Consider the following 18,432-nt stretch of genomic DNA (forward strand, 5'->3'; position numbering starts at 1 on the left):
CTGTGCGGCCGGGCATTGACGCCCGGCCTGATTGTCAAGGATGAAGTATGCCCATGTCTCCCCTCCCCGAGCGCGGTTCAGCCGCCTGGCTGCTGCTGACCTGTCTGCCCCGCTTCGGCATCAAGGTGCGTGAACACCTGGCCGGGCACACCGACCAACTGACTGACCTGCTTGCCATGAATCCGGCCACACTCCGGGCCCTGGGCCTGGGGCCACAGGCCGTGGAAGCGGTGCTGGCCTGGCAGAACCAGGACACCGACCATCCGATCCTGGCGCAGGCGCAGGCCATTGACCGGCAATGCCGGGAACTGGGCATTGCCGTGCTTGGCCAGAGCCATGAGCATTTCCCCGAAGCGCTCCGGCAGATCCACGATGCGCCGATGGTGCTCTACGCGCTGGGCGATACCAGCCTGCTGGGCCGCGACCAGATCGGCATTGTTGGCAGCCGTAACGCGACCCGGGCCGGGCTGGACCACGCCCGCCGGTTTGCCGCGGAGCTGAGCCGGCGGGGCCTGCTGGTTTCCAGTGGCCTGGCTCTGGGTATCGATGGTGCCGCCCATGCCGGAGCCCTGGATGCCGGTTTTCCAACCCTGGCGGTGATTGGTTGCGGGCTGGACCGTCTGTATCCGGCGCAGCATCGCAAACTGGCGCACCGGATTATCGACAAGGGCCTGATTGTCTCCGAATACCCGCCGGGCACCCAGGCCCGGGCAGCGTTCTTTCCCAAGCGCAACCGGATCATCAGCGGCCTGAGCCGCGGGGTGCTGGTCACCGAAGCCGGCCTGAAAAGCGGATCCCTGATCACCGCCCGTCTGGCCATGGAGCAGGGCCGCGAGGTGTTCGCCATTCCCGGCTCCGTGCACAGCCCGGTAGCCCGGGGCTGCCATCAACTCATCAAGCAGGGTGCCAGTCTGGTGGAAACCGCCGATGACGTGCTGGAAGAGCTGGGCACCTGGTGGAGCATGACGGCCCCGGACAGCGTCACGCCGGTGCCGGCAGGCCCGGATATGTCCGCGTTGGGTGGCCGCGAAATCGCGGTATTCGAGGCTTTGGGGTATGATCCGCAGTCTACCGATGCACTGAGCCTGGCGACCGGCTTGCCCGCAGACCAGCTAATGCAGTCGCTACTGGTTCTGGAGCTGGAAGGGCTGGTTAATGCCGCCCCGGGAGGCTACCTGAAAATCGCCTGAGCCGTGCATCCCTGATCAGTATATACGGGTGTGCAACGAACCATGCAGGCGAAAACTCCACTCAACTCCTGGCAACGACACTGTGCCCGCCGGACGATGCTTACCGGCGGTGTGATCGCCTACCCCACCGAGGCGGTCTGGGGTCTGGGCTGTGACCCCTGGGACCAGAATGCCGTTGAACGGATTCTGGAATTAAAACAGCGTCCCGTAGAGAAAGGCGTGATCCTGGTGGCCGCCTCTGTCGACCAGATCCGTTTCCTGCTCGACCCACTGCCCGAAGACCTTCAGCGGCAGGCCATGAGCCATTGGCCCGGGCCGGTGACCTGCCTGTTGCCGGATGTGAACCGGCAGATACCGGAGTGGGTCCGGGGCAGACACAGCTCCATTGCCGTGCGGGTCAGTGCCCATCCGGTGGTCAGGGCCCTGTGTGAAACAGCTGGCATGCCGCTGGTCTCCACCTCCTGTAACCCTGCTGGTCGTGCGCCGGCCCGGCATATCTGGCAGGTTCGCCGTTATTTTGGCCAGCAACTGGACCGGATTGTACCCGGTGCCCTGGGGGGCAATCGCAAGCCCAGCCGTATTATTGATATCGTCACCGGACAACAATTTCGTTAGGAGCTTCCATGTCAAAACAGCCGGATACCGAAGCGGTCAAAAACTACCTGCTTGGCCTTCAGGACACCATTTGCCAGCGTCTGGCCGCGGTCGATGGCAAAGCCTCTTTTGTCCGCGACAGCTGGCAGCGCCCGGAGGGTGGCGGCGGTATCAGCCGGGTGATCACCGACGGTGCCGTGTTTGAAAAAGGCGGGGTCAACTTTTCCCACGTCATGGGTGACACCATGCCGCCGTCCGCCACCGCCCACCGCCCGCATCTGGCCGGTGCGCCCTGGCAGGCCATGGGGGTGTCGCTGGTGATTCATCCGGAGAATCCCTACGTGCCGACCTCCCACGCCAACGTGCGTTTTTTCATCGCCACGCCGGAGCATGGCGAGCCGGTTTACTGGTTCGGCGGTGGTTATGACCTGACGCCCTATTACGGCTTTGACGACGACTGTGTGTTCTGGCACGAAACCGCCCGAAATGCCTGCCAGCCCTTTGGGGAAGAGGTTTACCCGCGCTTCAAGCGCTGGTGCGATGACTATTTCTACCTCAAACACCGGCAGGAACCCCGGGGTGTGGGCGGTCTGTTTTTTGACGACCACAACACCGGTGATTTTGATCAGGATTTTGCCTTTATGCGCGCCGTGGGCGACAGTTACGTGGAAGCCTATGAGCCGATTGTGCGTCGGCGCATGGACCACCCCTGGGGTGAGCGCGAGCGGGAGTTCCAGTTATACCGGCGGGGTCGCTATGTGGAATTCAACCTGGTGTATGACCGGGGCACCCTGTTTGGCCTGCAATCCGGCGGCCGCACCGAATCCATCCTGATGTCGCTGCCGCCACTGGTGCGCTGGGACTATGACCGCCAGCCGGAACCCGGTAGTGAGGAAGCCCGCCTGACCGAGCATTTTCTCACCGCTCGTGACTGGCTGGAGGTATCAACGGAGGGCAAGCATGCATAACGAGCTCTACGCGGTGGTGGGCCACCCCATCAGCCACAGCAAATCCCCGCGTATTCACAGCCTGTTCGCCCGCCAGACGGGCGAGCCGGTGGAGTACACCGCCATTCAGGCCCCGCTGGATGACTTTGCCGGCACTGTTGGCCACTTTTTTGAACGTGGCGGCAAGGGATTGAATGTCACAGTGCCGTTCAAGGAACAGGCCTGGAGTCTGGCGGATGCCCGCACCCCCCGGGCGCAAAAAGCGGGGGCGGCCAATACCCTGTACCTGGATAAAGACCGTGCGCTGGTGGCCGATAACACCGATGGTGTGGGGCTGGTACGGGACCTGACCGGTAACCACGGCGTGGCCCTGAAACATGCGCGTATTCTGGTACTGGGTGCCGGCGGTGCGGTACGCGGTGTGTTGGGCCCCCTGTTGGCCGAGAAGCCTGCGGCATTAACGATAGCCAACCGGACACTGGCCAGGGCCGAGGCATTGGTGGAACTGTTTGCTGATGAAGCGGCAGACACCCGCTTGTCCGCCTGCGGTTTTGATCGGGCGGAGGGGCCTTTCGATGTGATCATCAACGGCACCAGTGCCAGCCTGCAGGGTGATCTGCCTCCGGTTTCCGGGGAAATTATCGGGCCGGACACCGTGGTGTATGACATGATGTACTCATTGCATACCACGACGTTCAACCAGTGGGCTCTGGATAATGGCGGCACCCGGGTTTTCGATGGCCTGGGTATGCTGGTGGAACAGGCAGCGGAATCGTTCTGGGTGTGGCGGGGTGTCATGCCTGATACCGCTGCGGTGATTGAAGAACTACGAACTGACTGAGGCCCGGGTGGGCCGGCAAAAAAGGGCTGTTCATGGATATTCTTACGCTTGTCGGGCTACTGGCCGGAACTATGATCGTTATCCTGGCCATGGTGGCGGACACGTCGGCGATGACCTTCGTGAATCTGCCGGGTCTGGCGATTGTGCTGGGGGGTACCTTTGCCGTCACCCTGATCAAGTTCCGGATGGCCTCGGTGGTCAGTTCCTTCAAGCTGGCCATGAAGGCGACCTTTACCGACCACCTGGCGCGCCCGGTAGAGTTGATTCGTGAGACCGCCACACTGGGCCGGATTGTCCGTAAGGAAGGCTTGCTGGGCCTGGAGAACCACGAAACCGAGGACGAATTCCTCCAAAAAGCCATCAACCTGTGCGTGGATGGCCACCCGCCGGAAACGGTGGAAGATGCCCTGCTGCAGGAGAGTGAGCAGACCGCCGAGCGTTACGACATGGCCGAGCGGGTGTTTCGGGGGATTGGAGAATCGGCGCCGGCGATCGGCATGCTGGGTACCCTGGTGGGGCTGGTGCAGATGCTTAAAACCCTGGATGACCCCTCGACCATCGGCCCGGCCATGGCCATTGCCCTGCTGACCACCCTGTATGGGTCGTTCATCGCCCAGTTGATCGCTCTGCCGCTGGCGGAAAAACTGCAACTCAAGGCCGAGGACGACGCCCGCAACCAGATGCTGATCATTACCTCCATCAAGAGCATCATGCGGGGTGAGAACCCCCGGGTGATGACGGAAATCCTGTCGTCCTATGTAACACCCGAGCAGCGCACCAAGCTGGATGAGCAGCAGGAGGCCTAGGTTTGCAACCGACGCGGCCACCGAAAAAACGCAAACAGAAAAAAGGCAATCCGGACTGGATCGTCACCTTTGCCGATCTGGCAACCTTGTTGTTGACCTTCTTCATCCTGCTGTTGTCCTTTGCCGAAATGGACGCGGAAAAATACCGTGCCATGGCCAACTCCATGAAACTGGCGCTGGGCGCGGACAATGTGATCGGTGAAGACATTGGGGGTGCGCCACTGTCGGAAGTGGAATCTGACTCTGTCTCCCTGCCCGAGCCCACCGATACCCTGCAGGAACAGCCGGAATTCATCGACGAGCGTACCGAGTCGTCCGAGACCGCCAAGATTCCCGGCGGTGTGCTGGATCTGTCCCAGCGCCTGATCCGGGAGCTGGAGTCAGAAGTGGCTTCGGACAAACTGCATATCAATTACGACAAGGACCAGGTGGTCATTCGCTTCTCCGAGGACGCCACCTTTCCTTCCGGCGATGCCACCATCAAGCCGGACATGATTCCGATCATCGAACGGGTGGTGGAAGTGGTGGGTAATTGCACGGGGAATATTGTCGTGTCGGGTCATACCGATGATCGCCCCATATCCAGCACCCAGTACCGCTCGAACTGGGACCTGTCAGCGGCGCGCGCGGTGTCGGTGGTGCATGAACTGGTATTGAACCGGGATATCGAGGCAGAGCGGGTGGTGGCCGCCGGCCGGGCCGAAACCCAGCCATTGGCACCGAACAACACGGCAGAAAACCGGGCAGTGAACCGCCGGGTGGAGATCTCCATCCGTAATCCGGAGTGTGATGAAGACGCCCCCACCCGGGACCTGCCCATTGAAATCCTGCCCTGATCCTTTTACTGCACTTCCACCTCGATGGCCTTCGGCTCTTTCGGCTCGGCCTTCTGGATGGTCAGAGTCAGCAGGCCGTCCTTGAAGTTAGCCTTCACACTGTTTTCATCCACGTTTTCGGGCAGGGTAAAGCGGCGCAGGAAACTGCCGTAGAAGCGTTCAATGCGGTGGTGCTTCTTGTCGTTGGTTTCTTCCTCGCTCTTGCGCTCGCCCTGAATGGACAGCACGCCGTCGTGCACCGTGACCTTTACATCGTCCTTGTTCATGCCCGGCAGCTCGGCTTCGATGGTGAAGGCACTGTCGGTTTCCTTGATGTCGACGGCCGGTGACCAGTCACTGCGGCTGAACAGGTCCTTGCCTTCCCGGTCACCGTTGGTCCGGGCCAAGCCGAACATCCGGTTGTAGCGGTTCATCAGGTCATCGAATTCATTGATCGGATTCCAGCGGGTCAGATTGCTCATAGGGAACTCCTCCTTTTGACGATAACGAATCTGAGATGTTCATTCAGCTTCGCTCGCGGAACAGCTCCATGCCGGTGGCGCCAGCCGGATGGTATCCGTGAACTGCGGCTATTCTTGAATGTAGGATGCATTGGTGGGTTTTCAAGGCCCCGGCTGGTCAATATTTGACCTTGATCAGTCGGGACCCCGGAAGGGAGTTACTGGCCGGCGTTCAGGTATTCGTCCTTGAGTTTGACGTAGTTGGCGGCGGTGTATTTGAAGAAGGTTTTTTCCTTGTCGGTCAGTGCCCGGGCCTGTTTGCACGGTGAGCCCACGTATAGGTAACCGGACTCCAGCCGCTTGCCCGGTGGCACCAGGGTGCCGGCGGCGATGATCACCTCATCTTCCACCACCGCGCCGTCCATCACGGTGCAGCCCATGCCCACGAGCACGCGGCTGCCGATGGTGCAGCCGTGCAGCAGGGCCTTGTGGCCCACGGTGACGTCGTCACCCAGGATCAGCGGCCAGCCGCCGGGGTTGTAGTCGCTGGCGTGGGTGATGTGCAGCACCGAGCCGTCCTGGATGCTGCAGCGGCTGCCAATGCGGATTTTGTGCATGTCGCCGCGAATCACCGTCATCGGCCAGACCGAGCAGTCCTCGCCCATCTGCACGTCGCCGATGACCACGGCGCTCTCATCCACCCACGAGCGTTCGCCAAATTGTGGTGTGATACCCTTGTGTGTTCGTACATTCGTCATTATGTATACCTTATCGAATATGCCCGGTGGTTGCGGTGCAGCTGGGGGTAGGCCTTTCCAAAAATTTGTGGAGCCATGGATGGCGGAAGACAAGCGACCCAGGGATGGGCCGCCAGGAGCGCTTTTTGGAAAGGCCTACCCCCAGATGCACTTCCCCAATGTCTGATACCGGGAAGCTACCTCAAACACGAATAGCTGAGAAGGGCTTTATATGAACAACCCGCTTTTAACCGACGATCTGCTGCCGAAGTTTGATCACATCCGCATCGAACACATGGAACCGGCGATTGACCAGATTCTCAGCGAAAACCGGATGAAAATTCCCCAGCTGGCCGCACAGGATGACCCCACCTGGGACACGCTGGTCCAGCCCATGCAGGCGATGGAGAACAAGCTGGCGAACGCCTGGTCGGTGATTTGCCACCTCAACGGCGTGGCCAACAACGACGACTTGCGCAAGGTGTACAAGAGCTGCCTGGAAAAGCTGACAGAGTACAGCACCGAGATCAGCCAGAACGCCGAGCTGTGCGACGCCTACAAGAAGCTGGCGGCGCGGGACGATTTTGACCAGCTGAGCGAAGCCCAGCGCAAGGCCGTTGAGAACACCCTGCGGGATTTCCGCCTGGGTGGTGTCGACCTGCCCGAGGACCAGAAGAAGCAGTACGCCGAACTGTCCCGGGAGCTGGCGGAGCTGTCCAACAAGTTCAGCGACAACGTGCTGGACGCTACCCAGCACTGGTACAAGCACATCACCGATGTGAACGAGCTGTCCGGCCTGCCGGAATCGGCGCTTGAGGGCGCCAAGCAGGCGGCGGAGCAGAAGGAGCTGGACGGCTATGTGATCACCCTGGATTTCCCCAGCTTCTTCCCGGTGATGACCTACGGTGACAACCGGGAGCTGCGCCGGGAGGTGTACGAGGCGTTCGTGACCCGGGCCTCCGACCAGGGTCCGGATGCCGGCCAGTGGGACAACACCCCGGTGATGGCTGAAATCCTCAAGCGCCGTCACGCCATGGCCAAGTTGCTGGGCTTTGATAACTACGCGGAGCTGTCGCTGGCCACCAAGATGGCGCGCAGCGTCGAGGAAGTAATGGACTTCCTGAACCAGCTGGCGGCGAAATCCAAGCCCCAGGCGGAGAAAGAGTTTGCCGAGCTGCAGGCGTTCGCCAAAGACGAGCATGGCGTGGACAACCTGCAAGCCTGGGACGTGGGCTACTACAGCGAGAAGCTGCGCCAGAAGCGCTACGACATTTCCCCGGAAACCCTGCGCCCCTGGTTCCCGGCGGAAAAGGTTGTGAACGGTCTGTTCAGCGTGGCAGAACGGCTGTTTGGTGTGCAGATCGAGGAAAGGCCGGAAGTGGAAACCTGGCACGCTGACGCCAGTGCTTATTGCATCAGCCGTGACGGCGAGCCGGTGGCCTGGTTCTATCTCGACCCCTACGCCCGCCAGGGCAAGCGTGGTGGTGCCTGGATGGCGGATTGCCGGGTGCGCTGGCGCAACCAGCGTGGCCAGCTGCAGCTACCGGTGGCCTTCCTGACCTGCAACTTCACCCCGCCGGTGAAGGGCAAGCCCTCGCTGCTCACCCACGACGAGGTCACCACCCTGTTCCACGAGTTCGGTCATGGCCTGCACCACATGCTCACCCAGGTGGACGTGATGGACGTGTCCGGCATCAACGGCGTGGCCTGGGACGCGGTGGAGCTGCCCAGCCAGTTCCTGGAAAACTGGTGCTGGGACCCGGAATCCCTGGCGCTGATCGCCAGCCACCACGAAACCGGTGAGCCGCTGCCGGAAGACCTGCTTGAGAAACTGCTGGCAGCGAAGAACTTCCAGTCCGGCATGGCCATGGTGCGCCAGCTGGAGTTCTCGCTGTTCGACTTCCGCCTGCACGCGGAATTCACAGAGGAAGCGCCCACCAACCCGCTGGATATGCATCGCAAAGTGCGGGAAGAGATCGCGGTGATCGAAGCGCCGGAATTCAACCGCTTCCCCAACGCCTTCTCCCACATTTTCGCCGGCGGCTACGCGGCGGGTTATTACAGCTACAAGTGGGCCGAGGTGCTGGCGGCGGACGCCTTCTCCCTGTTCGAGGAAAAGGGCATTTTCCACCCGGAAACCGGCGAGGCGTTCCTGACCAATATCCTGGAGAAAGGCGGTTCGCAGGAGCCCATGGAGTTGTTCAAGGCATTCCGTGGTCGGGAACCCGAGGTGGATGCGCTGCTCAAACAAACCGGTATCAGTGGCAACAGTGACAGCGCTGCCTGATACAATGGCCACCGGTCGTCGTAGTGATGACCGGTGACGTAATCTGGAGTTGAATTATGGCAAGTCCCAAACGTTTCATCGCTGGCGCCGTGTGCCCCCGTTGCGCCGAGATGGACAAGATCATGATGTTCACGGACGACACCGACGAGCAAATCCGTGAATGCGTGGCCTGTGGGTTCACCGATGCGATGTCCGACCAGCCCGAACCGACCGCTGCCGAATTGCAGACCCGGGTGAACCAACGCGGTAACGAAGACGATCACACCGTCAAACAGGTGGTGTTTTTCAAGGCCGCTGCGGACGACGACTGAGCATTGACCGACCCGACCTACCGATATCGCGCCCTGGAGCAATGGTTGTCCCAGGGCATCGCGGACGGGCGCTGGCCCTCCCATAGCCGCTTGCCCTCGATCCGTGAGCTGTGTGCGCGACACGGTGTTTCCAAGGCCACGGTACAGCATGCTCTGAGGCGGCTGGAGGCTCGCGGGGTGGTCGAGGCCCGCCCGAAATCCGGCTATTTTGTCACCCGCCTGCCGGAGCCCTTGCCCCCGCCCCGACCCAAAACCGAACTGGAGGCGCCCCGCCCCGTTACTATCAGCCATCTGCTTCTGGATATCATGGCGCGCAACGGAGCGTTTGATCTGAAACCAGCCCCTGAGACCGGTGAGGCTCCCTATGGCATTACTGCACTTAACCGGGCCATAGGGCGCGCGCTTCGGCGCCAACGGCGTTCAAACTTCCAGTACTACGACGAGCCTGCAGGGGATGCGGGATTCCGTGAGCAGCTGGCGCTGCGTTACAATCGGCGGGGCTGGCCCGTTACAGCCGACGAGTTGTGCGTGACCTCTGGCTGCCAGCACGCTCTGTTTCTGGCGCTGATGGCCTGCTGCCAGGCCGGTGATGTGGTGGCGGTGGAAACACCGGGGTTTTATGGTGTGCTGCAGTTGCTGGAACAGCTGAACCTTAAGGTGATCGAGATCCCCGCCCGGGCCGAAACCGGCATGGATATGGACGCTCTGGCGCAGGCACTGGAGCGCTGGGATATTCGCGCCTGTGTGGTGTCGCCCGCCTTCGCCACGCCGGGTGGGGCTCTGATGCCCGATGAGGCCCGGGCGCGGCTGATCTCCATGGCGGAAGACCACAATCTGGCTGTCATTGAAGACGACATTTACGCCGAATCCGGTTTTGAGCATGTGCCAGACCCTCTAAAGGCCCGCGATCGTAACGGCCGGGTCATTCATTGCAGTTCATTTTCCAAGGTACTGTCCCGCGACCTGCGTCTTGGCTGGATAGCGGGTGGCCGTTGGCACGATCGGATACTGCACCTGAAGCTGGTGACGCAGTTGGCTAGCAGCCGGTATTTGCAGCAAGGCGTCGCCGATTTTATGCGGGAAGGTGCGTTACATGCCCATTTGCGCAGAGAGCGGCTGCGTCTGCGCGAACAGCGCGACGAGCTACTTGGGGACATTCGCCAATGGCCGGGCACGGTGGGTGTCTCGGTTCCTCAAGGAGGTCTGGCACTCTGGCTGGAGCTCCCCGATACCTGTGACACCCTCGCCGTTTATCAGGCGGCGTTGCAAGCCGGGATCGTGATCACTCCGGGCCCGCTGTTTTCGGCTTCCGGCGATTACACCAACGGTTTGCGATTGAGTTTCGCCCACCCATGGAATGACCGACGGCGAGGCGCCCTGCAACGTCTGCCAGCGCTGCTTGGTCTGCACTGACCCCATCTGTACCGATCATTATTGAAAAATGTGAGCCTGCACCGATTCGTTCCCACGCCCTAGGCTGTCGCAAAAGACACCAACGTGAGAGCGAACGATGGGCCAGCAGATACCAATCCAAACCGTCACTGATGACGGGAAAATCCAGACCCGCAGTTTTAAAGGCTATTTCAGGCGCCTGCGTATCCTGCGGCCAAGAATGCTGGGTTATGCCGTGATTCTGCTGGCCATGATCGGTACCTTTTCGTGGGCGCTGGTGTCGAGGCCCATGCAGACCCTGGATGTCGAAAAAGACCGTGGCCTGTTTCGTTACAACGCCAAAGGTCAGGTGGAGAACAGCTATACCCTGAAACTGCTCAATAAAAGCAACCAGAGTCGAAGTTATGAGTTTCGTGTTTCCGGGCTGAATGGCGCGCACCCCAGCACGAAGACCATTGGCCCGGTAGGCGCTGGCGAGAGGCTTGAAGTACCGGTGTCGATCTCTGTCAGCCCTGAGAACCTCGTGAACGATGTGACCAGTCTTAACTTCCATCTCCTGCCGGCTGATGACATCGCACCAACACTCATGGTGAAAAGCAAGTTCACGGCACAAGTGCGATAACCGTCAACAGACCCACGAGTTAATAGAATCCTGGCCCTAAAAAGTCTTCAAAAGGCGTTATCACACAGGATAAACATGAGGGGCTGGTAGGGGATGTCAAAACATTCAGGAAAACCACCGTTTTCCGTTTTGACATCCCCTACCAGCCCCTCATTGCCCACCATAACCAGCAGGCTAAGCTTTAAAGACTAACCCCCAGCCCTAAAGCACCATGGCCGCCAACCACCCAAAGGCCAGCAAAGGCAGGTTGTAGTGCAGGAAGGTGGGCACCACGGTGTCCCAGATGTGGTTGTGCTGGCCGTCCACGTTCAGGCCAGCGGTGGGGCCGAGGGTGGAATCCGAGGCCGGTGAACCGGCATCGCCCAACGCGCCGGCGGTGCCCACCAGGGCCACGATGGCCAGGGGGCTGAAGCCCATTTGCAGGGCCAGGGGCACGTACAGGGCCGCGATGATGGGAATGGTGGAGAACGACGAGCCAATGCCCATGGTGATCAGCAGGCCCACCACCAGCATCAGCAGGGCGGCCAGCGGTTTGTTGTCACCAATGGCAGCGACAGAACCCTCTACCAGGCTGGCGATGTGGCCGGTTTCACGCATCACCTCGGCAAAGCCGTTGGCGGTGATCATGATGAAGCCGATCATGGCCAGCATTTTCATGCCTTCGGTGAACAGGTCGTCCGCTTCCTTCCACTTCACCACGCCGGACAGGTTGAACAGCACAAACCCCGCCAATGCGCCGAGGATCATGGAGCCCAGCCAGAGCTGGACCACGAAGGCCACGACGATGGCCACCAGCGCCATGATCAGGGTCTTCGGGTTGTACTGGATGTCGGTGCGTTCGGTCTTGGCAATGGCTTCCAGGTTGTAATCCCGTTTGCCCCGGTAGCTGAAGAAGACCGCCACCAGCACGCCCAGCAGCATGCCCAGGGCCGGCAGCGCCATGGCGGACATGACGTTCAGGTCGCTGGCGTCCACGCCGTTGTCGGCCACGTTGGCCAGCAGAATCTCGTTCAGGTAAATGCCGCCGAAACCCACCGGCAGGAACATGTACGGGGTAATCAGGCCGAAGGTGAGCACGCAGGCCACCAGCCGGCGGTCCATGCGCAGCTTCGCCATTACGTACAGCAGCGGCGGCACCACCAGCGGGATAAAGGCGATGTGAATGGGCAGGATGTTCTGGGAGGACAGGGCAATGGCCACCAGCAGGCCGATGATCAGAAAGCGGATGCCTTTGGCGGCACCGTCGTCCTGGCGCCCCACCATGGCCAGGGCGCGATCGGCCAGGGCGTGGGCCAGGCCGGATTTGCCGATGGCCACCGCGAAGGCACCGAGGGTGGCGTAGGACAACGCGACGGTGGCACCACCGCCCAGGCCACTGTTGAAGGCATCGATGGTGGCGTCCAGGGACATGCCTGCGATCAGGCCGCCGGAAATGGCGCCGATAATCAGGGCAACAACAACGTGAATGCGGCACAGGCTCAGCACGAGCATGATCAGCACCGCGGCAACAACGGCATTCATGGCGAACTCCGGGTAGGAATTGTGGTTTTACCGGTGCCTTGTGGGCACCGGCAGTTTGAAAAGCGGGCTAATCTGCCGTAAATGCCGGCGTGAGTCAAAGCGGATTGATCAATTCTTGAGCTTGTATCTGCCCGGCCCCATGAAAAACACCGCAGCGGCGTTGATCAGGAAGAACAGTTGCAGTTCCAGCGCCAGGCCGCCGTTACTGCTCAGTGCCAGCAACTCATGGGTGTGGGCCAGAACAATGGCGACCACCATGTTGAGAAAAATCAGCAGTGCGCCAATGCGGGTCTGATAACCGAGAATGACCATCAAAGGCGCGATGATTTCACCGATATACACCGCCCAGGCCAGCTGTGTGGGTAAGTTGTGACTGGCCAACAACGTCTCAATGAAGCCAATGCCGTTGAACAGCTTCGAAATACCATGAAAAAGCAAAAGGCCGCCAACAGCCAGTCGAACCAGCAGTTTGCCCAGATCGGTATTTTCAAGCACGGTTTCTTCCCCTTGATGGTGAATCAAAACGCGAAGAATACGGATTTTTCAGGAAAGATGCAGTGACCGGAGTCAGTCTGGCGAGCCCAGGGCAAAACGAATGTGGTTACGCACCAGCAGGTTTTCCCAGTAACTGCGCATCCAGTCCCAGGCGCGGTTGTTGACCTGGTTGATGAACGGCTCCAGATCCAGATTGTAGAAATCCGGCGTGCCGGCGATTTCAAGCACGGTACGGAGAATGGCGTCGTCCAGTTCGTTGGCAAAGGGTTCGCCAATCAGGCGGTGTACCAGCAGGTTGGCGCGGGTGGCCTCCAGATCAAACAGCTCACTGGCACGGATGGAACGGTTGTTTTCGTGCATCTCCTCCATCAGCCGGTGGCACTGGTAGGCACGAATCAGCAGACCATTGAGCCCCTCGTATTTCAGCAGCATGGCCGAAGGCTGAGTGAAATAGCGGATGGCGGCATCGATGAATGGCTGGAACAGGGGCTTGCACCCGGCCTCGATGGCACAGGCGTCCACGCACTCGATCAGCCGGGGCGCCATCTCGATGTATTCGGCGGCAAAACGGAACAGGCAGGCCGCCGGTTGATGGCACTCCACCACCACCGATGAGGGCAACCGCGGGGCGGTGTCTTTCATCTGGCGGAAAAAGGTGCCGGAATGGGCCTCCTGGCGCCTCGCCTGGTCAATAATTTCGAGGACAACCTGTGGTGTCATGTCCGGTGCAGCCGTCATCTGCGCAAGTTGGGGTCGCAAGGCGCCTCCAGGGTGGTCCCGACCGTGAATGAAAGGGCCGCTCACCATGCGGCCCCGTGTTTTAGGCAAAGTGTAGTCAAGATTTTTTAAACTGCCTTGCAAGTGACAATCATTCCTGCCTGAACCAGCTGCCGTTCCGGCTGTATTGCCAGCTCAGCCAACCCATGCTGACGGCGCGGGCCAGCATCAGGCTGATCAGGGACAACCACAGCCCGTGGTTGCCCCAGCCGGTGGTCAGCCACCAGACCGGCAGGAACACCGCCAGGGCTGAAAACAGCATGGTGTTCTGCATGTCCCGGGTGCGGGTGGCGCCGATAAAGATGCCGTCGAACAGAAATCCCCACACTGAAGCAAAGGGCAGCAGCCAGAGCCAGGGCAGGTATTGCCAGGCCGTTCGCCGGACCTCTTCAATGCCGGTCAGCAGGCTGATCAGCCAGCGTCCGCCCAGAACAAAGCCGATGGTCAGCGCCAGCGCTCCCCAGAGAGACCAGCGCAGGGCGGTACGGAACACCACACGGAAGCGCCGGCGGCTGCCCCTGCCCACGGCTTCCCCGATCAGGGCTTCTGCGGCATTGGCAAAGCCGTCCAGGGCATTGGAGATCACCAGCAGAAATGTAATCAGTACCGCATTGGCGGCCAGGCCGGTGGTGCCCATGCGCATGAAGCCGAAGGTCCAGTACAGGATGCTGAACAGATTGGCACCCACGGCCACCGCGCCCAGGTATTCCGGGCTGTCCAGGTGGCCCAGCACGGCGGTATCCACCAGTCCCAGCAGGGGCACGGTGAGGTTGGTCAGCATCAGCGGCCAGGCCAGTGCCCACAGGCGCCGGTCGGTGCTGCTGGCGAAGGTCTTAGACGATTTATGTCTCAAAATTCTCTGCTTAGTTTGATTGGGTTTGACCGTTTTTTAGTCATTTTTTGATCTGTGTCTATACTCGAACTTGATATACCCGTTTCTGGCAGGGCGCAAAAGCCGACAAGAATAACACTCTGTGGAGACACAGCATGCGCGTACACACCAAACGGACGCTCCCGGTTGTTGCCGTGGCCAGCCTGGCTGCGCCGACTTCGGTATGGGCGGACTGGACGATGAACATGTCGCCGGGGGTCACCGGCACCAGCAACCAGATTTTCAGCCTGCACATGACCATTCTGTGGATTTGTGTGGCCATCGGCGTGGTGGTCTTCGGGGTGATGTTCTGGTCAATCATCGCCCACCGCAAGTCCAAAGGCCACAAGCCGGCCAATTTCCACGAGAACACGGTGGTGGAAATTCTCTGGACCATTATCCCCCTGGCCATCCTGGTGGCGATGGCCATTCCCGCCACCGCCACGCTGATTGACATGTACGACACCAGCGAAGCCGAGGTGGACATCAAGGTGACCGGCTACCAGTGGCGCTGGCAGTACGAATACATCAACGAGGATTTCGGTTTTTTCTCCAGCCTCGCGACCCCCCGCGACCAGATCGAAAACCGTCAGGCCAAGGGTGAGAACTACCTGCTGGAAGTGGACAAACCGATGAAAGTGCCGGTGGGCAAAAAAGTCCGCTTGCTGCTGACCGCCAACGATGTCATCCACTCCTGGTGGGTGCCGGCGCTCGGGGTGAAGAAAGACGCCATTCCCGGCTTTATCAACGAAACCTGGACCCGCATTGACGAGCCCGGCATTTATCGGGGCCAGTGCACCGAGCTGTGCGGCAAGGACCATGGTTTCATGCCGGTGGTGGTGGAAGCGGTGCCCCAGGAAGAGTACGACCAGTGGGTGGCCGAACAGCGTGAAGCCGCCGAGCAGGAGCGACTGCTGACCGAGAAAGACTGGACCATGGACGAGTTGATGGAGCGCGGTGAGCAGGTTTACGCCAGTGCCTGCGCGTCCTGCCACCAGAGCGACGGCAGTGGTTCACCGCCGGCGTTCCCGGCCCTCAAGGGCAGCGCTGTCGCGACCGAAGACCGGGCTGCGCATATCGATATCGTGGTCAACGGCGTGTCCGGCACCGCCATGCAGGCGTTCGGCAGCCAGCTCAGTGAAGTGGAGCTGGGGGCAGTGATTACCTACGAACGCAATGCCTGGGGCAACAACACCGGCGAAATGGTCACGCCCCAGGACATCGTGGATTACCTGAGCGAGTAACAGGAACGGGAGAGTGCTGATGAGTGCGGTTGCAGAAAGCCACAGCCAGGAACATCACCACGGCCCGGCCAGCGGCATTACCCGTTGGCTGCTGACCACCAATCACAAAGACATCGGGACCATGTACCTGATCTTCAGCTTTGCCATGTTTCTGCTCGGGGGCAGCATGGCAATGGTGATCCGGGCCGAACTGTTCCAGCCGGGGCTGCAGATTGTCCAGCCGGAGTTTTTCAACCAGATGACCACCATGCACGGGCTGATCATGGTGTTCGGCGCGGTGATGCCGGCATTCGTGGGCCTGGCCAACTGGATGCTGCCGTTGATGATCGGCGCCCCGGACATGGCCCTGCCGCGCATGAACAACTGGAGTTTCTGGTTGTTGCCCTGCGCCTTCCTGATTCTGGTGTCCACCCTGTTCATGCAGGGCGGTGCGCCCAATTTCGGCTGGACCTTCTACGCGCCCTTGTCCACCACTTACGGGCCGCCCAGCACTACCTTCTTCATTTTTGCCATTCACATTATGGGCGTGTCATCGATCATGGGCGCCATTAACGTGATCGCCACCATCCTGAACCTGCGGGCGCCGGGCATGACCCTGATGAAAATGCCCCTGTTCGTCTGGACCTGGCTGATCACCGCGTTCCTGCTGATTGCCGTAATGCCGGTGCTGGCCGGTGTGGTCACCATGATGCTGATGGACATCAACTTCGGCACCAGTTTCTTTGATGCCTCCGGTGGTGGCGATCCGGTGCTGTTCCAGCATGTGTTCTGGTTTTTCGGGCACCCAGAGGTGTACATCATGATCCTGCCGGCGTTCGGGGTCATCTCTCACATTGTTTCGACCTTCTCGCGCAAACCGTTGTTCGGCTACGCCTCCATGGTGTATGCGGTGGGCGCCATCGCCCTGCTCTCGTTCGTGGTCTGGGCGCACCACATGTTTACCGTGGGCATTCCCCTGACCGGACAGCTGTTCTTCATGTACGCCACCATGCTGATTGCCGTGCCCACCGGGGTGAAGGTGTTTAACTGGGTGGCCACCATGTTCCGGGGCTCGCTCACCTTCGAGGCGCCCATGCTGTTCGCAGTGGCCTTTATCATCCTGTTCACCATCGGCGGTTTTTCCGGCCTGATGCTGGCCATCGCCCCGGCGGATTTCCAGTACCACGACACCTACTTTGTGGTGGCGCACTTCCATTACGTACTGGTGCCGGGGGCCATTTTCGGCATCTTTGCGGCGGCCTATTACTGGTTGCCTAAGTGGACCGGCCACATGTACGACGAAATTCTGGCCAAAACCCATTTCTGGCTGTCGTTCGTGGGCATGAACCTGGCGTTCTTTCCCATGCACTTCCTGGGGCTGGCGGGCATGCCCCGGCGCATTCCGGATTATGCCCTGCAGTTTGCCGATTTCAACATGGTGTCGAGCATCGGGGCGTTTTTGTTCGGTGCGACCCAGCTGCTGTTCCTGTTCATTGTGGTGAAATGCGTAAGAGGTGGCGAAAAAGCGCCGGCCAAACCCTGGGAGGGCGCTGAAGGTCTGGAATGGACGGTGCCGTCACCGGCGCCCTATCACACCTTTTCCACACCGCCAGAGGTGAAGTAGGCCAAGGTCGGGCGATTGGAGGGAGTCATGGCACAAGAACAGAGTTATTACGTTCCCGAGCAGAGCAAATGGCCGATCGTGGCTACCGTGGGCCTGGGTGTCACCCTGTACGGTGTGGCCTCGATCATGGTCAACGGCAAACAGGGGGAAAGCACTACCGGGGCCTGGGTGATGTTTTTCATCGGGGCGCTGATCATGGCCTACATGCTGTTTGGCTGGTTCGGCAGTGTGATCCGGGAAAGCCGGGCCGGGCTTTACAGCGCACAGATGGACCGCTCCTTCCGCTGGGGGATGGGTTGGTTCATTTTTTCGGAGATCATGTTTTTTGCCGCCTTTTTCGGGGCTCTGTTTTACGTTCGGGTGTTTGTGGTGCCCTGGTTGGGGGGTGAAGGCGACAAAGGCACCACCAACATGTTGTGGGAGGGATTCCAGGCCAGCTGGCCGCTGGTGAATAACCCGAATCCCGAGGCCTATCCGGGCCCGAAAGAAGTGATCGGTCCCTGGGGGCTGCCGCTGATCAACACCATTCTGCTGGTCAGTTCATCGTTTACCGTGACGGTTGCCCACCATGCGCTGAAGGCCGGCCAGCGGCAGAAGCTCAAACTCTGGCTGGGCGCCACCATTGTTCTGGCGCTGGTGTTCCTGACCCTGCAGGCCCAGGAGTACGTGCATGCCTACAAGGATCTGGATCTGACCCTGCAGTCCGGCATATACGGCAGCACCTTCTTCATGCTCACCGGCTTTCATGGCGCCCATGTGATGTTGGGTAGCCTGATGCTGATTGTCATGTTTGTAAGGGTCAGCAAGGGTCACTTTACCGGGGATAACCACTTCGGGTTCGAGGCTTCGGCCTGGTACTGGCATTTTGTGGATGTGGTCTGGCTGGGGCTGTTTGTTTTTGTCTACATCATCTAGCGA

General features: G+C 60.2%; 19 protein-coding genes. 13 read left to right on the forward strand and 6 right to left on the reverse strand.

From position 1 onward, the window contains the following. Window positions 1-47 precede the first annotated feature (47 nt). From dprA to BMZ63_RS09190, 6 genes are read left to right on the forward strand one after another with little or no spacing between them, the layout of a single operon-like run. A complete protein-coding gene (gene dprA, locus BMZ63_RS09165; RefSeq protein ID WP_177187056.1) occupies window positions 48-1,190 on the forward strand; it encodes a DNA-processing protein DprA in 1,143 nt (380 codons plus the stop codon). A gap of 42 nt (window positions 1,191-1,232) precedes the next feature. After that, a complete protein-coding gene (tsaC, locus tag BMZ63_RS09170) occupies window positions 1,233-1,805 on the forward strand; it encodes an L-threonylcarbamoyladenylate synthase type 1 TsaC (protein ID WP_091704682.1) in 573 nt (190 codons plus the stop codon). A gap of 8 nt (window positions 1,806-1,813) precedes the next feature. After that, window positions 1,814-2,752, forward strand: a complete 939-nt coding sequence (gene hemF, locus BMZ63_RS09175) for an oxygen-dependent coproporphyrinogen oxidase (protein ID WP_091704685.1) — start codon at window positions 1,814-1,816, stop codon at window positions 2,750-2,752. After that, window positions 2,745-3,572, forward strand: a complete 828-nt coding sequence (gene aroE / locus BMZ63_RS09180; RefSeq protein ID WP_091704688.1) for a shikimate dehydrogenase — start codon at window positions 2,745-2,747, stop codon at window positions 3,570-3,572. Before hemF ends, aroE begins: the two co-directional genes overlap by 8 nt. Window positions 3,573-3,604: 32 nt before the next feature. Continuing rightward, a complete protein-coding gene (locus tag BMZ63_RS09185) occupies window positions 3,605-4,378 on the forward strand; it encodes a motility protein A (protein WP_091704691.1) in 774 nt (257 codons plus the stop codon). A gap of 2 nt (window positions 4,379-4,380) precedes the next feature. Beyond that, window positions 4,381-5,214, forward strand: a complete 834-nt coding sequence (locus BMZ63_RS09190) for a flagellar motor protein MotB (protein WP_091704693.1) — start codon at window positions 4,381-4,383, stop codon at window positions 5,212-5,214. Between the two features lie 5 nt (window positions 5,215-5,219). On the opposite strand, the gene BMZ63_RS09195 is transcribed toward BMZ63_RS09190, so the two are convergent. Then, complete coding sequence (locus tag BMZ63_RS09195; protein ID WP_091704696.1) at window positions 5,220-5,675, reverse strand: Hsp20/alpha crystallin family protein; 456 nt, start codon at window positions 5,673-5,675, stop codon at window positions 5,220-5,222. Window positions 5,676-5,872: 197 nt separating this feature from the next. Continuing rightward, window positions 5,873-6,412, reverse strand: a complete 540-nt coding sequence (locus tag BMZ63_RS09200; RefSeq protein WP_091704699.1) for a gamma carbonic anhydrase family protein — start codon at window positions 6,410-6,412, stop codon at window positions 5,873-5,875. Between the two features lie 211 nt (window positions 6,413-6,623). Between BMZ63_RS09200 and prlC the strand changes: the two genes are divergently transcribed. From prlC to BMZ63_RS09220, 4 genes are all read left to right on the forward strand, one after another. Beyond that, entirely contained in the window at window positions 6,624-8,678 is a 2,055-nt protein-coding gene (gene prlC / locus BMZ63_RS09205) for an oligopeptidase A (protein WP_091704702.1), read from the forward strand. 56 nt (window positions 8,679-8,734) lie between these two features. Continuing rightward, window positions 8,735-8,989, forward strand: coding sequence for a YheV family putative zinc ribbon protein (locus BMZ63_RS09210; RefSeq protein WP_091704705.1), 255 nt, complete (start codon window positions 8,735-8,737; stop codon window positions 8,987-8,989). 3 nt (window positions 8,990-8,992) lie between these two features. Then, a complete protein-coding gene (locus tag BMZ63_RS09215; protein ID WP_091704709.1) occupies window positions 8,993-10,402 on the forward strand; it encodes an aminotransferase-like domain-containing protein in 1,410 nt (469 codons plus the stop codon). A gap of 97 nt (window positions 10,403-10,499) precedes the next feature. Beyond that, the gene (locus BMZ63_RS09220; protein WP_091704711.1) at window positions 10,500-11,003 is read left to right on the forward strand and encodes a FixG Ig-like domain-containing protein; all 504 of its coding nucleotides are present in this window, start codon (window positions 10,500-10,502) and stop codon (window positions 11,001-11,003) included. A 201-nt stretch (window positions 11,004-11,204) separates the two neighbouring features. On the opposite strand, the gene BMZ63_RS09225 is transcribed toward BMZ63_RS09220, so the two are convergent. The 4 genes from BMZ63_RS09225 to BMZ63_RS09240 all read right to left on the reverse strand — a co-directional run bounded on the left by BMZ63_RS09225 (window position 11,205) and on the right by BMZ63_RS09240 (window position 14,577). Continuing rightward, window positions 11,205-12,524 carry a Na+/H+ antiporter family protein gene (locus BMZ63_RS09225; protein WP_091704713.1) on the reverse strand — a complete coding sequence of 440 codons (1,320 nt, stop codon included), beginning with the start codon at window positions 12,522-12,524 and terminating at the stop codon, window positions 11,205-11,207. A 108-nt stretch (window positions 12,525-12,632) separates the two neighbouring features. Continuing rightward, entirely contained in the window at window positions 12,633-13,019 is a 387-nt protein-coding gene (locus BMZ63_RS09230; RefSeq protein ID WP_091704716.1) for a DoxX family protein, read from the reverse strand. Between the two features lie 72 nt (window positions 13,020-13,091). After that, on the reverse strand, window positions 13,092-13,739 hold the full coding sequence (locus BMZ63_RS09235; RefSeq protein ID WP_091704885.1) for a hypothetical protein: 648 nt from the start codon (window positions 13,737-13,739) through the stop codon (window positions 13,092-13,094). Between the two features lie 148 nt (window positions 13,740-13,887). Then, the gene (locus BMZ63_RS09240; RefSeq protein WP_091704888.1) at window positions 13,888-14,577 is read right to left on the reverse strand and encodes an MATE family efflux transporter; all 690 of its coding nucleotides are present in this window, start codon (window positions 14,575-14,577) and stop codon (window positions 13,888-13,890) included. Between the two features lie 206 nt (window positions 14,578-14,783). Between BMZ63_RS09240 and coxB the strand changes: the two genes are divergently transcribed. The 3 genes from coxB to BMZ63_RS09255 are packed head-to-tail and all read left to right on the forward strand — an operon-like array spanning window position 14,784 to window position 18,429. Continuing rightward, window positions 14,784-15,911, forward strand: a complete 1,128-nt coding sequence (coxB, locus tag BMZ63_RS09245; RefSeq protein ID WP_091704718.1) for a cytochrome c oxidase subunit II — start codon at window positions 14,784-14,786, stop codon at window positions 15,909-15,911. 19 nt (window positions 15,912-15,930) lie between these two features. Continuing rightward, window positions 15,931-17,514, forward strand: a complete 1,584-nt coding sequence (ctaD, locus tag BMZ63_RS09250) for a cytochrome c oxidase subunit I (protein WP_091704891.1) — start codon at window positions 15,931-15,933, stop codon at window positions 17,512-17,514. A gap of 27 nt (window positions 17,515-17,541) precedes the next feature. Further along, a complete protein-coding gene (locus tag BMZ63_RS09255; protein WP_091704721.1) occupies window positions 17,542-18,429 on the forward strand; it encodes a cytochrome c oxidase subunit 3 in 888 nt (295 codons plus the stop codon). The last annotated feature ends 3 nt before the right edge of the window (window positions 18,430-18,432 follow it).

This window comes from Marinobacter persicus (assembly GCF_900114155.1).
In the GTDB taxonomy this organism is placed as follows: domain Bacteria; phylum Pseudomonadota; class Gammaproteobacteria; order Pseudomonadales; family Oleiphilaceae; genus Marinobacter; species Marinobacter persicus.